Origin of the sequence: Amycolatopsis sp. cg5, from assembly GCF_041346955.1 — a bacterium.
Lineage (GTDB): Bacteria > Actinomycetota > Actinomycetes > Mycobacteriales > Pseudonocardiaceae > Amycolatopsis.
Genome location: NZ_CP166849.1, coordinates 6,639,093 through 6,652,496 on the forward strand (window position 1 = coordinate 6,639,093; position 13,404 = coordinate 6,652,496).

Here is a 13,404-nt window from a genome sequence, read left to right on the forward strand (position 1 = left end):
GGACGGACGACACTCCCGGGCGGCGCTCCCCGGCCTCAGCCGGCGTGGCGTCCATCCATGCACGGGTGGCGTCCGGTTTAGCTGACCTTGAGTGAGGTGGCGCGGTTGTCGAAGCCGAGTGTCGCCAGGTTGTCCGAGTGGTCCAGGTAGCCGTCACGGCCGCCCTCGGTGGACTGGCCCGCGTAGCGGTCACCGTCCCACAGCTTGACCCGGCACTTGGCGACGGCCTTGAAGGAGGAGGCGCGGTTGTCCCAGTGGTACGGGCCGAGGTGCGGGATCGCGACCTCGGGGTCCGTCGTGGGCGGGGTGCACTGGGCGGCGTCACCGTCCAGGCGCAGCGATGGGCCACGGTAACCCGGGAGCTCATAAAGCCGGGCGAGCTCCACGGCCGCCTTGGCCGCGGGGTGGTAGGCGTCGGCCTGCGCCTCGGTCGCGAAGCACTTGAGCGCCCCGCTGCCCACATGGACGACGCAATGGTCGGCCGGCGCGGCGCTCGCGGACGGCGCGAGGATCGCCAGTGCGGTGCCCACCGCGGCGGTCAGGCCCGCCCAACGCGTTTTCTGCATGGAAACTCCCCTCCGAACGAACTCACGGACCCGGGGAGCATGCCGGTGACGACGCCCACATCCCGCCCAGGCGGCGCCCACACGACCATCGCTCCCATAAACGCGGATGTGGCTTTCGTAACGTCGAGCAACCTCCAGCTGACACTGGATCACCGTTCGTCTTGACAACCGATCACGCCAGGTCGCACTATTCGATCCATGAACCTGTCGGACAGCCAGACAGCCGGACATGGTATCCGGCGGGTCAGTGCGATGGAGGCCGTGCTGGCGCACCTGCGTGGCGCCATCGAGCACGGCGAGTACGCGGTCGGGGACAAGCTGCCCTCCGAGGCGAGCCTCTCGAAGGAGTTCGAGGTCAGCCGGTCCGTGGTGCGCGAAGCGCTGCGCGGGCTGCAAGCTCTCGGCCTCACGGTTTCCCGTACCGGCAAGGGAACTTTCGTCACCGCCAGCGGTCCCGCCGAGAATCCTACGTTCGGGCCGTACTCGGCCAGGGATCTTTTCGAGGTACGCCGTCATGTCGAGATCCCGGTCGCCGGGTATGCCGCCGTGCGGCGCAGCACCGATGACCTCGACCTGCTGACGCACCTGCTCGAGCGGATGGAACACGAGACCGACAACACCGCATGGGTGGCGCTGGACTCGCTGTTCCACATCACCATCGCCCAGGCCAGCGGCAACCCCGTGTTCGGGAAGGTGATCGAGGAGATCCGCGACGCGCTCGCGAGACAGTCGTCCTTCCTGAACCAGCTGGGCGACCGGCGGGTGAAATCGAACGGCGAGCACCGGCAGATCGTCACCGCGATCGCCGACGGCTCCGAAAGCGCGGCCATCGCGGCCATGACGGCTCATCTCGAGCACGTCGAAAGCGCGCTCACCACCATTGTCACGAAAACGACCAAGAGGACACCGTGACCGAACAAACGCTCAACGTCGAGCACAAGTCCGTCGACGCCGGTGACGAGGGCTACAGCAAGTCGCTGAAAGCCCGTCACATCAACATGATCGCCATCGGCGGCGCGATCGGGACCGGGCTCTTCCTCGGCGCAGGCGGCCGTCTCGCGCAGGCGGGCCCCGCGCTCGCGATCGTCTACGCGGTCTGCGGCCTCTTCGCGTTCTTCGTCGTGCGCAGCCTCGGCGAACTGATCCTGCACCGCCCCTCGTCCGGCGCCTTCGTCTCCTACGCCCGTGAGTTCATGGGCGAGAAGGGCGCGTACGTCGCGGGCTGGATGCACTTCCTCAACTGGTCGACGACCGGGATCGCGGACATCACCGCGATCGCGCTGTACGCGCACTTCTGGTCGTTCTTCACGCCGATTCCGCAGTGGGTGCTGGCGCTGATCGCGCTGGCGGTCGTGCTGACGCTGAACCTGGTGAGCGTGAAGCTGTTCGGCGAGATGGAGTTCTGGTTCGCCATCATCAAGGTCGCCGCGCTGGTGATCTTCATGGTGATCGGCATCTTCCTGCTGGTGACCAGCCACCCGATCGACGGCAACATCCCCGGCCCGCAGCTGATCGCCGACCACGGCGGCATCTTCCCGTCCGGGATCATCCCGATGATCCTGATCGTGCAGGGTGTCGTGTTCGCCTACGCGGCGATCGAACTGGTCGGCGTCGCCGCAGGCGAGACCGAGAACCCCGAGAAGATCATGCCCAAGGCGATCAACTCGATCATGTGGCGCATCGGCATCTTCTACGTCGGCTCGGTCGTGCTGCTGGCCATGCTGATGCCCTGGAGTTCCTACAGCAAGGACCAGAGCCCGTTCGTCACCGTGCTCTCGCACGTCGGCATCCCGCACGCGGACAGCATCATGAACCTGGTCGTGCTGACCGCCGCGATGTCGAGCCTCAACTCGGGCCTGTATTCGACCGGCCGCATCCTGCGGTCGATGTCGCTGGCCGGTTCGGCGCCGAAGTTCACCGGCAAGATGAACAAGAACCAGGTGCCGTTCGGCGGGATCATGCTCACCGCGGGCATCTGCGTCATCGGTGTCGGGCTGAACTACCTGGTGCCCGCCGAGGCGTTCGAGATCGTGCTGAACTTCGCCGCCATCGGCATCCTCGCCACCTGGGCGATCATCGTGCTGTGCCACCTGCTCTTCGTCCGCAAGGCGAAGCGCGGTGAGCTGACCCGCCCGAGCTACCGGCTGCCGTTCTCGCCGTTCACCGAGATCGTCACGCTGGTCTTCCTGGCCTCGGTCGTGGTGCTGATGGGCTTCGACCACATCGGGCGGATCACGCTCATGGCGCTGCCCGCCATCGTGATCGCGCTGGTGATCGGCTGGTTCGCCGTGCGCAAGCGCATCGACATGTCCGTGATGGAGAAGGTGGAATGAACCCCGCTCCCCCGATCGGCGTCCCTCGGCACGTGCCGCTCGTGCACGTGCTGCGGGACGGGCTCATCGAAGGCGTCCACTACGGCTCGGTCGTCGTGGTCGCGCCGGACGGCGAGGTCCTGTTCCAGGCCGGTGACGTCGAGACGACGTTCTATCCGCGCTCCACCGCGAAGCCGATGCAGGCCGTCGCGATGACCCGGATGGGCCTTTCGCTGCCGCCCGACCTGCTCGCGCTCAGCGCGGCCAGCCACTCCGGCGAGGAGATCCACCTCGACGGCACGCGGCGCATCCTGGAGTCCGGCGAGTTCACCGAAGACGATCTCGGCAACCCGGCCGACCTGCCGTACGACCCGGTCGAGCGGCTCGAATGGGTCGCCGCGGGCCGTACCGCGCGCAAGCTCGCGCACAACTGCTCCGGCAAGCACGCCGCGATGCTCTGCACCGCAAGGCTCAAGGGCTGGTCCACAAAGGACTACCTGGACCCGGCGCACCCGATGCAGCGTCAGATGGCCGCCACCATGGAGGATCTGACCGGCGCGAAGATCGCGCACGTGGCCATGGACGGCTGCGGCGCGCCACTCTTCGCGGTCTCGCTGCGCGGGCTCGCCACCGCGACCGGGCGCATCACGCGTGAGGAAGGCCTTGTCGCGCAAGCGATCCGGGCGCACCCGGAGATGGTCGCCGGTACTCGCCGCGACGTCACCCAGCTGATGCGCACGGTCCCGGGCCTGATCGCCAAGGACGGTTTCGAGGCCGTCCAGATCGCCTCGCTGCCCGACGGCACCGCGATCGGCGTCAAGATCGCCGACGGCACTGACCGCGCCCGCCCGCCGGTCACCGCCGCCGCGCTCGCGCTGGCCGGGGTCGACCCGGCGCTGCTCGCGCCGTTCGCGGGCACCGACGGGAAAGACGGGCTCGCCGTCGTCGGCGACCTCGCGAAGAAAAAACAAGCAGCCTGAAGGGAAGAACGACCGTGACCACGCGTGTCGAGCACGATCTGCTGGGAGACAAGGAAGTCCCCGCGGACGCCTACTGGGGTGTGCACACCGCGCGCGCCCGTGAGAACTTCCCGATCACCGGCGCCACGATCTCGTCCTACCCGCACCTGATCGAGGCGCTGGCCGCGGTCAAGGAGGCCGCCGCGCGCGCCAACGCCGAGCTCGGCCTGCTCGCGCCCGAGTTCGCGGACGCGATCTGCGCGGCCTGCGAGGAGATCCGCGAAGGCGCGCTGCACGACCAGTTCGTCGTCGACGTCATCCAGGGCGGCGCCGGCACGTCGACCAACATGAACGCCAACGAGGTCATCGCCAACCGCGCGCTGGAGCTGCTCGGGCACGAGAAGGGCGACTACGCCTACCTGCACCCGAACGAGCACGTCAACCTGGGACAGTCCACGAACGACGCCTATCCCACGGCGGTCAACGTCGCGACGATCATCGCGGTGCGCGGGCTGTCCGAGGCGATGACCGTGCTGGAGCAGGCTTTCGCCGCCAAGGCCGTCGAGTTCCACGACCTGCTGAAGATGGGCCGCACCCAGCTGCAGGACGCCGTGCCGATGACGCTCGGCCAGGAGTTCGGCACCTACGCGGTCATGCTCGGCGAGGACCGGCTGCGGCTCAACGAGGCCGTCACGCTGCTGCACGAGATCAACCTCGGCGCGACCGCGATCGGCACCGGCCTCAACGCCGCTCCTGGCTACGCCGAGGCCGCGTGCAGGCATCTCGCCGCGATCACCGGGCTGCCCGTGGTGACCGCCGCGGACCTCGTCGAGGCCACTCAGGACTGCGGCGCGTTCGTGCACCTCTCCGGGGTGCTCAAGCGCATCGCGGTCAAGCTTTCCAAGAGCTGCAACGACTTGCGGCTGCTCTCGTCCGGCCCGCGCGCCGGGCTCAACGAGATCAACCTGCCGCCGGTGCAGGCGGGCTCGTCGATCATGCCCGGCAAGATCAACCCGGTCATCCCCGAGGTGGTCAACCAGGTCGCGTTCGAGGTGATCGGCAACGACGTCACCATCACCATGGCGGCCGAGGCCGGTCAGCTGCAGCTCAACGCGTTCGAGCCGATCATCCTGCACTCGCTCTCGGAGAGCATCACGCACCTGCAGCAGGCCTGCCTCACACTGGCCGAGCGCTGCGTCTCCGGGATCACCGCGAACGCCGACATCATGCGCGGCTACGTGGAGAACTCGATCGGCCTGGTCACCGCGCTGAACCCGGCGATCGGGTACGCGGCGGCCACCGAGATCGCCAAGGAGGCGTTGGCCACCGGCCGCGGCGTGGCGGAGCTGGTCGTCGAAAAGGGCTTGCTCCCGGCTGAGAAACTAGCCGAGCTACTACGACCGGAAACACTCGCGCGCCTGCGCTGAGTCTTGGGAAGGGGCCTTCCCCATGCTGCACCGTCTGGTCGACCGGATTCTCGGCCTGACACCGTCGGAGGGCCCCAAACCGGTCGTCACCCGCGACATCGCCGTCCCCATGCCCGACGGCGCGCGCCTCTACGCCGACCGCTACCGTCCGCCCGGCGACGAACCGATGCCCGTGGTGCTCATCCGCAGCATCTACGGCCGGAAAGGCATGTTCCCCGACCTGTTCGCCTCGGTTTTCGCGCGCCGCGGCCTGCAGGTCGTCACGCAGAGCGTCCGTGGCACGTTCGGCTCCGAAGGCACCTTGTCGGCGTTCCACCAGGAGCGCGAAGACGGCATCGCGACCGTCGCCTGGCTTCGTGACCAGCGCTGGTGCGACGGCCGCGTCGCCATGGCGGGCGCGAGCTATCTCGGCCACACCGCTTGGGCCGTCGCCCCGTACCTCGACGAACCGCTCGAAGCGCTGTGCGCGGCCATCGTCAGCTCGGATGTAACCGACGCGTTCTATCCCGGCGGCGCGCTCGCGCTCGACACCTGGGGTTCGTGGGGCGTGATGGTCGCGCGGCAGGAACAGCGCAAGAAACCTTTCCAGGGCAAGAAAACCGCGCGTGCGATTCACTCCCTGCCGGTCGGCGACCTGGACATCGCGGCGACCGGCGAGCGGATCCCGTTCGTCCGGGAAGTCATCGCCCGCGACTCGTGGCCGGACATCCACCACCGCGAGGCGATCCCCGGCATGACGACGCCGACCACGCTGTTCACCGGCTGGTACGACATCTTCCTGCAGGGCCAGCTCGGTGACTTCAAGGATCTCCAGGCCGCGGGCACCACGGCGCGGATCACCATCGGCCCGTGGAGCCACGCGGAACCGTCGAGCATCGGACCGCAGCTGACCGACCAGGCCTCCTGGCTGCGCGCGCACTTCGGCCTGGAGTCCCTTGTGGACCGCGCGCCGGTCCGCCTGTTCCTGCAGAACGCCGACCGCTGGCTGGACTTCGCCCAGTGGCCGCCCGCCAAGTCCGTCACCACGGCACTGCACCTGGGCGCGGGCGGAACGCTCGCGCGGGAACCCGAGTCCACTTCGGACTCGTTCACCTACGACCCGGCAGACCCGACGCCATCCGTCGGCGGGGCGGTGCTTTCCGGCAAGACCAAACAACAGGACAACGGCGCGCTCGAAGCCAGGCCGGACGTACTCGTCTACACCGGCGAGCCGCTCGAAACCAAGCTCGACGTGATCGGCGAGATCACCGCGCACATCCACGTCGAGGCCGAGAAGGCCGACATCTTCGTCCGTCTCTGCGATGTGTCACCCAAGAACGTCTCGCGCAACGTCACCGATGGCATCGTCCGGCTGCGGCCGGGCCAGACCGTCGCCGAAGTGACGCTGGACCCGACCGCCTATCGCTTCGAGCGCGGGCACCGCCTGCGGGTGCAGATCTCCGGCGGCGCGTTCCCCCGCTTCGACCGGCCGACCGAAACTCCTTGCGAGATCAAGGTTTCCCACACCAGCCGCATCGACCTGCCCGTACTCGGGTCGTGAGTGGTACGACCGGTTAGAACCGGCCGTACCACTCACGACCGCTAAGCGGGGACGACGCGCAGGTGCGAGGTCAGGCGGCCGTCGTCGTGCAGGATGTGGAAGTACAGCGAGGGCGGCGCGTCCAGATCGAGCGGGCCGCCTTCGTCCCAGCCCCGGGTGCCGCTCGGCTCGAACGGCAGCAGGGTCGTCGACACGACACCGGGCGCGACCAGCAGCGGAAGCCCGGCGAAGGACGTGATCGCGCCCGTGTGCGCGTGGCCGCACAGCAACGCGGTCACCCGCGAATGCCGGGACAGGACCTCGGCGAGCCGGGACTCGTCGAACTGGCGGATCCGGTCGACCGCGGGCACTCCGAGGTCGACCGGCGGGTGGTGGAAGCAGACGAACGCGGGCTTCCGGGTGTCGGCGGACGTCAGCGTTTCGTCAAGCCAGGCAAGGGTTTCGTCGGCGATGAGCCCGTTCGGGCGGCCGGGGATGCTGGAGTCGAGCGAGACGTAGACCGCGCCGGGCGTGCTCATCACCTGATTGACCGGCGCGTCGCCGGCCGGTTCGCCGAGCAGGCCCGCCCGGTACTCGGCGCGCTTGTCGTGGTTTCCCGGGCATGTGATCGTCATGTGCGGCGACTTCAGCAGCGACGCGACGTGCGCGTACTCGCCCAGCGTGCCGTTGTCGGCCAAGTCGCCGGTGACCACCACGGCGTCCACATGGGACAGACCGTTCACGTAGGACATGACCCGCGCCGCGCGCTCCCGGCTGCGCGGCCCGTCGTCGATGTGGATGTCGCTCAGATGCGCGATCGCGATCATCGTTGCCTGCCTTCCTCGAAATACCCCAGTGATTTCACCCAGTTCTGCACCAGCACGTGGCATGCCTCGTTGAGGTCGCCCACCCGCAATGCCGCCGCGATCCGGCGATGCTCGTCGATACTCTGCCGCGAGCGTTCGACGCCACCGAAATACAGCACGTCGTAGCGCTTCAAGAGCGGCTTGGTCTGGTCGATCAGCCGCAGCAGGTGCGGATTCACCGTGCGGGACAACAACATCGCGTGCCAGCGGTCGTCCCATGCGGACAGTTCGGCGCCCTCGGCCAGCGCGGTGACCATGCCGTCGGCGATCTCGTCGAGCGGGTCGGCCAGCGTCTGCAGGTCGTGCACGGGCGTCCAGCGGACCGCGAGCGACTCGAGTTCGGCGATCAGCGGGTACAGCTGACGCGCCTCGCCGAGGTCGAGGGGCGGCACGAGGAAGCCGCGGCCGAGCTCCGAGACCAGCAGGCCGCGGTCGGCCAGCCCGACCAGCGCCTCGCGCAGCGGCGTGCGGCTGACGCCGAGCTCCTTCGCGAGCTGGACCTCGTTGACCCGCGCGGTCAGCCGCCCGTCGAGCACGCGGGCGGTGATCTGCGCGAAGAGGTCCCGGCGCAGCGGAGAACGTTGCATACAGTTGGACGATACTGTATTCAGTTGGTATGCAGCCAGCCGACGTTCAGCGCGCCCGTGCCGAAACCCCGGGCTGCGCCCAGGTGGCCCACTTCAACAACGCCGGAGCCTCGCTCCCGCCCGCGATCGTGACCGAGACCGTCGTCGACCATCTGCGTGCCGAGTCGCTGATCGGCGGCTACGAGGCGGCGGCACGCGAGGATGCCCGCATCGCGGCCGTCTACACCTCGATCGCGCGGCTCGTCAACGCCGACGCCGAAGACATCGCGCTCAGCGACAGCGCCACCCGCTCCTGGCAGGCGGTGTTCTACGCCTTCGGATTCTCGGCCGGCGACAAGATCCTGACCTGCAAGTCCGAGTACGCCAGCAACGCCATCGCCTACCTGCAGATCGCGCACCGCACCGGCGCCGTCGTCGAGGTGGTCGACGACGACGAGACCGGCCAGCTCGACGTCGCCGACCTGTCTCGCCGCATCGACGCCAGCGTCAAGCTCATCTCGACCACCCACGTGCCCACCCAGGGCGGCCTGGTCAACCCCGCCGAGGAGATCGGCGCCGTCGCCCGCGAAGCCGGGATCCCGTTCCTGCTCGACGCCTGCCAGTCCGCTGGCCAGCTCGACCTCGACGTCCGGCGCCTCCAGTGCGACGCGCTGAGCGTCACCGGCCGCAAGTACCTGCGCGGGCCGCGCGGCACCGGCTTCGGCTACATGCACCCCCGCCTGCGCGAGCGCGTCGAGCCCGCGATGCTCGACCTGCACTCGGCCTCGTGGACGGCGCCCAACGAGTACGAAGTGGACCTGACGGCCAAGCGCTTCGAAACCTGGGAGCGCGACTACGCGGCACTGCTCGGCCTCGGTGCCGCCGTCGACTACGCGCTCGGCTGGGGCATGCCCGTCATCGAGAAGCGCGTCGCCGACCTCGCCGCCGACCTGCGCGCCCGCCTGACCGGACTCCCCGGCGTGACCGTCCACGACCAAGGCGCCCGCAAGTGCGGCATCGTCACGTTCAGCGTGGCGGGCGTCCCGGCCGAGAAGGTCAAGGCCCACCTCGCCGAGTCGAAGATCAACACCTCGCTCTCGGCCCGCACCTCGGCCCAGTACGACTTCACCGCCCGCAACCTGCCCGACATGATCAGGGCCTCGGTCCACTACTTCAACACCGACGACGAGCTCCAGCTCCTGGTCACCGAGGTCGAAAAGCTGACAACGGGATAAAGCCCGCTAAACTCCCGGGGATAAAGCGGGCTTTATCCCCGGGAGTAAAGCCTGCTTTATCCCGGTTTCTAGGCCTCCTTGAGCAGCTCCCGCGCGATCACGAGCTTCTGGATCTCGCTGGTGCCCTCGTAGATCCGGAAAAGCCGGGCGTCGCGGTAGATCCGCTCGACCGCGACCCCGCGCATGTAGCCCGTCCCGCCGTGCACCTGGACCGCGCGGTCCGCCACGCGCCCGAGCATCTCGGTGCAGAAGAGCTTCGCCGAGGACGGCCCGAGTTTGCGGTCGGCGCCCGAGTCGTAGGCGTCGGCCGCGGCGAGCACCATCGCGCGCCCGGCGGCGAGCTCGGCGTGCGACTCGGCCAGAAGTGCCTGCACCAGCTGGTATTCGCCGATCGGGCGGCCGCCTTGACGCGTGGTCCGCGCGTACGCCACCGCCTCGGCGAGCGCGCGCTCGGCCATGCCGACGCAGATGGCCGCGATGTGCAGCCGCCCGCGTGACAGCGACGCCATCGCGATCCGGAACCCGTCGTTCTCGACGCCGATCAAGGCGTTGAACGGCACGGCGACGTCGTCGAACACGACCTCGGAGGTCCACGCCCCGCTCTGGCCCATCTTCGCGTCGTGCGGACCGACGGTCACGCCCGGCGAGCCGGACGGGACCAGCAGGCAGGAAATACCCTTACCGCCCACCGAATCCGGCTCGGTCCTGGCGAACACCACGAAGACGTCGGCCAGCGGGGCGTTGGTGATGAACCGCTTGGTGCCGTTGAGGACGTAGCGCTCGCCGTCGGAGATCGCCTTGCTGACCAGGCCGCTCGGGTCGGATCCGGCCTCGCTCTCGGTCAGCGCGAACGAGGCGATCGCCTCGCCGGCCGCGAGCTTCGGGAGCCACTCGGACTTCTGGGCGGGCGTGCCGTAGTTGACGATCGCCTGGCCCGCGATGCCGTTGTTCGTGCCGAACAGCGAACGGAACGCCGGCGTCGTGTAGCCCAGCTCGATGGCGAGGCGGACGTCTTCGGCCATCATGAGGCCGAGTCCGCCGAACTCCTCCGGCAGCGCCCAGCCGAACAGGCCGAGCCCGGCCGCCTTCTCACGGACCGAGGCCGGGATTTCGTCCGATTCGTCGATCTCCGTCTCGCGCGGCACGACCTCGCGGCGCACGAACTCCCGCACCGCCGCCAGTACCTGCCCGAAGTCGTCAGCATCCATACTCCGACGTTAGCGCGTGTCTTGTGGATCTTGCGCGCGATAGCCGAGCCCAGGCGGCCCCTGGCGGCACCGCGGAATCACCCGAGTACAACCCGGTACGAGGGTGATCCCACGGCACCGCCAGGAACCACCTGGATCTCGGCTCTCATCGCACAAGATCCACAAGACGCGCGCTAATCTGAAACCGTGGACCTACGGCAAGTGGAGTATTTCGTCGCCGTAGTCGACCACGGCGGAGTGACCAAGGCCGCCGAGGCGCTTTTCCTGGCCCAGCCTTCGCTTTCCCAAGCCGTCCGCCAGCTGGAACGCGAGCTCGGGGCCGAGTTGTTCGACCGCACCGGGCGGCATCTCGTGCTGACCGCCGCCGGTCGGTCCTAATCGTTTTGTAGGGATTGGTTTTCCAGCCGATAGCTGACGCCCGGTAGGTCCAGACGTGTGACGTCTTCAGAAAGACAGGCGCGGCTGTTGGGTTGGTTGGTGCTGGTCCGCCGGTGGGCGACGCCCGTGTTGCTCCAGTCGTTCGACGGCTTACGAAAGAACGGCGCGTCTGCCGGTGGGCTGGTGTTCGTGGTGGTGAGATGTCGTTGCTCGAGTCCGTCGCGGGAGGTGACCTCATTGATGTGTTCCCGAGCTTCGAGCTCTTCGGCAGAACGAGGTTCCCGCGGTGTGCTGGAGTCACGAACGGCTACTGAGATGACGGACCGCCGAGTCCCGCGATTAGGGCGCCGCGTGACCCTGCCTGGACCCGTGAGCAGCAGAAATAGTGAAGGAGACGTGGCAACTTGACATTGTTCTGTGGCATCGATTGGGCTGAGACCCACCACGATGTCGCGATCATCGACGACACCGGAACCGTGGTGGCGAAAGGGCGGATCGGCGACGACGCGGCCGGGTTCGCTCGTCTGCTGGACCTGTTCGCCGAGGCCGGGGACACCGCCGGGACCTCGATCCCGGTCGGCATCGAGACCGACCACGGCCTGCTCGTCGCCGCGCTGCGTGCGACCGGGCGCACCATCTACGCGATCAACCCGCTCTCGGCGTCGCGTTACCGAGCCCGGCACCAGGTGTCGGGCGCGAAATCCGACGCCGCGGACGCGGTGATGCTCGCCAACATCGTGCGCACCGACGCCGACGCGCACCGGCCGCTGCCGGCCGACACCGACCTCGCGCAGGCGGTGCGGGTGCTGGCGCGAGCACAGCAGGACGCGGTCTGGGGCCGTCAGCAGCTGGGCAATCAGATCCGCTCGCTGCTCAAGGAATTCTACCCGGCCGCGCTCGACGCGTTCGCCGGACAGCCCGACGGCGGCTTGGCGCGCCGTGACGCCCGCACAGTCCTGGCCGCCGCACCCACACCCACGCTCGCGGCGAGACTGACCCGCGCCAGGCTGCGGACGCTGCTGACCAAAGCCGGACGCCGACGCAACATCGATCATGACGTGGACCGGCTCTATGGCGTGTTCCGGGCAGATCGGCTGCGGCTGCCTCCGGTGGTGGAGAACGCGATGGGTATCCAGTTTTCGGCTCTGCTGAACCAATTCGAGGCCGCTTGCGTGGCCGCCGACAGCTTGGCGGAGGCGACACGGACCCATTTTGAACAGCACCCGGACGCCGAGATCATCACCAGCTTCCCCGGTCTCGGGCTGCTGGTAAGCGCCCGGGTGCTCGCCGAGATCGGAGACGACCGCGCACGCTTCACCGACCCCCGCGGCCTCAAGGCCTACGCCGGATCGGCACCGATCACCCGCGCCAGCGGCCGCAAGAAAGTGATCCAGCACCGCCACATCAAAAACCGGCGCCTGGCCGCGGTAGGACCGATCTGGGCACTCAGCTCCCTCAAAGCCAGCCCCGGAGCACGACGCCACTTCGACACCCGCCGCGCCGCCGGAGACTGGAACCACCAAGCCCAACGACACCTGTTCAACAAATTCCTCGGACAGCTCCACCACTGCCTGCAAACAGGCTGCCTCTACGACGAACATCAGGCCTTTCCACCTCCACTCACAACCGCGGCTTGACTTCCAACCACCTGAGATGTCTTTCTGGAACCCGCGCGCCGGATCCTCGAAGACGCCGAACGGGCGCGCGGCGCGGTGAGCGCGGTCAGCGGACTCCAAGGTGGACGGCTCGACATCGCCGCGCTGGCCGGGCTGACCACCGATCCGCTGCCCGAGCTGGCAGGCCGTTTCCACGCCAAGCACCTGGCCGTGCTGCTCAACATCGTCGATCCCGGCGGGCCGGCCGCGGTCGCCACCGCTGTCCGGCATGGACACTGCGATCTGGGGCTGACCGAGCTGCCGGTGCACGGGGAGTCACTGCGCACGCTGCCGCTGGGTGACCAGGAGATCGTCCTCGCGCTGCCGCCCGCGCTCGCCGAAGGGCTGGCCGATCCGGTGCCGCTCAACGAGGTCGCCGACATCCCGCTGGTGATGGAACTCGTCGACGCGACCACTCGCACCCAGCTCGACGACGTGCTCGACGGCACCGCCGGGCGGATCGCCGTCGAATGCGCGCACCGGCAGACCGTGTGGCACCTGGTCGAGCACGGCGCGGGCGCGACGTTCCTGCCGCGCCGGGTGGCCGAACGCGAGCTACGGAACGTAGAGATCCGGGGGACGGCGCCGCCGGTCAAGCGCACGATCGGGTTGATCTTCCGCGAAGGTCCACTCTCGCCGGCGGCTGAGGCTTTCCTTTCAGCGGTAACGCCATAGGTAACGCCTATCGGGCTTTTCGCCCTCAGGTCTTTGAC

General features: G+C 68.4%; 13 protein-coding genes. 9 read left to right on the plus strand and 4 right to left on the minus strand.

What is annotated here, in order from left to right; genetic code table 11:
• Window positions 1-77 precede the first annotated feature (77 nt).
• On the minus strand, window positions 78-566 hold the full coding sequence (locus AB5J62_RS29630) for a hypothetical protein (RefSeq protein ID WP_370943240.1): 489 nt from the start codon (window positions 564-566) through the stop codon (window positions 78-80).
• Window positions 567-818: 252 nt separating this feature from the next.
• On the opposite strand from AB5J62_RS29630, the gene AB5J62_RS29635 reads away from it, so the two are divergent.
• From AB5J62_RS29635 to AB5J62_RS29655, 5 genes are read left to right on the plus strand one after another with little or no spacing between them, the layout of a single operon-like run.
• On the plus strand, window positions 819-1,478 hold the full coding sequence (locus AB5J62_RS29635) for a FadR/GntR family transcriptional regulator (RefSeq protein ID WP_370950378.1): 660 nt from the start codon (window positions 819-821) through the stop codon (window positions 1,476-1,478).
• Window positions 1,475-2,899 carry an amino acid permease gene (locus AB5J62_RS29640; protein WP_370943241.1) on the plus strand — a complete coding sequence of 475 codons (1,425 nt, stop codon included), beginning with the start codon at window positions 1,475-1,477 and terminating at the stop codon, window positions 2,897-2,899. The genes AB5J62_RS29635 and AB5J62_RS29640 overlap by 4 nt, the downstream gene beginning before the upstream one ends.
• Complete coding sequence (locus tag AB5J62_RS29645) at window positions 2,896-3,858, plus strand: asparaginase (protein WP_370943242.1); 963 nt, start codon at window positions 2,896-2,898, stop codon at window positions 3,856-3,858. The genes AB5J62_RS29640 and AB5J62_RS29645 overlap by 4 nt, the downstream gene beginning before the upstream one ends.
• Before the next feature lie 14 nt (window positions 3,859-3,872).
• Window positions 3,873-5,264, plus strand: coding sequence for an aspartate ammonia-lyase (gene aspA / locus AB5J62_RS29650; protein ID WP_370943243.1), 1,392 nt, complete (start codon window positions 3,873-3,875; stop codon window positions 5,262-5,264).
• 22 nt (window positions 5,265-5,286) lie between these two features.
• The gene (locus AB5J62_RS29655) at window positions 5,287-6,804 is read left to right on the plus strand and encodes a CocE/NonD family hydrolase (RefSeq protein WP_370943244.1); all 1,518 of its coding nucleotides are present in this window, start codon (window positions 5,287-5,289) and stop codon (window positions 6,802-6,804) included.
• A gap of 41 nt (window positions 6,805-6,845) precedes the next feature.
• Here the strand turns inward: AB5J62_RS29655 and AB5J62_RS29660 are convergent, their stop codons facing one another.
• Together AB5J62_RS29660 and AB5J62_RS29665 are read right to left on the minus strand one after the other, a co-directional pair.
• The gene (locus AB5J62_RS29660) at window positions 6,846-7,610 is read right to left on the minus strand and encodes a metallophosphoesterase (protein ID WP_370943245.1); all 765 of its coding nucleotides are present in this window, start codon (window positions 7,608-7,610) and stop codon (window positions 6,846-6,848) included.
• Window positions 7,607-8,236 (minus strand): GntR family transcriptional regulator, encoded by a 630-nt coding sequence (locus AB5J62_RS29665; RefSeq protein ID WP_370943246.1) that lies wholly within the window; start codon window positions 8,234-8,236, stop codon window positions 7,607-7,609. Before AB5J62_RS29665 ends, AB5J62_RS29660 begins: the two co-directional genes overlap by 4 nt.
• 29 nt (window positions 8,237-8,265) lie before the next feature.
• Between AB5J62_RS29665 and AB5J62_RS29670 the strand changes: the two genes are divergently transcribed.
• Window positions 8,266-9,450, plus strand: a complete 1,185-nt coding sequence (locus AB5J62_RS29670; RefSeq protein ID WP_370943247.1) for an aminotransferase class V-fold PLP-dependent enzyme — start codon at window positions 8,266-8,268, stop codon at window positions 9,448-9,450.
• 68 nt (window positions 9,451-9,518) lie between these two features.
• On the opposite strand, the gene AB5J62_RS29675 is transcribed toward AB5J62_RS29670, so the two are convergent.
• A complete protein-coding gene (locus AB5J62_RS29675; RefSeq protein WP_370943248.1) occupies window positions 9,519-10,658 on the minus strand; it encodes an acyl-CoA dehydrogenase family protein in 1,140 nt (379 codons plus the stop codon).
• A 186-nt stretch (window positions 10,659-10,844) separates the two neighbouring features.
• On the opposite strand from AB5J62_RS29675, the gene AB5J62_RS29680 reads away from it, so the two are divergent.
• From AB5J62_RS29680 to AB5J62_RS29690, 3 genes are all read left to right on the plus strand, one after another.
• Complete coding sequence (locus AB5J62_RS29680) at window positions 10,845-11,036, plus strand: LysR family transcriptional regulator (protein ID WP_370943249.1); 192 nt, start codon at window positions 10,845-10,847, stop codon at window positions 11,034-11,036.
• 404 nt (window positions 11,037-11,440) lie between these two features.
• Entirely contained in the window at window positions 11,441-12,673 is a 1,233-nt protein-coding gene (locus tag AB5J62_RS29685) for an IS110 family transposase (protein ID WP_370943251.1), read from the plus strand.
• 75 nt (window positions 12,674-12,748) lie between these two features.
• Window positions 12,749-13,366, plus strand: coding sequence for a LysR family transcriptional regulator substrate-binding protein (locus AB5J62_RS29690; RefSeq protein ID WP_370943252.1), 618 nt, complete (start codon window positions 12,749-12,751; stop codon window positions 13,364-13,366).
• Window positions 13,367-13,404: the final 38 nt, after the last annotated feature.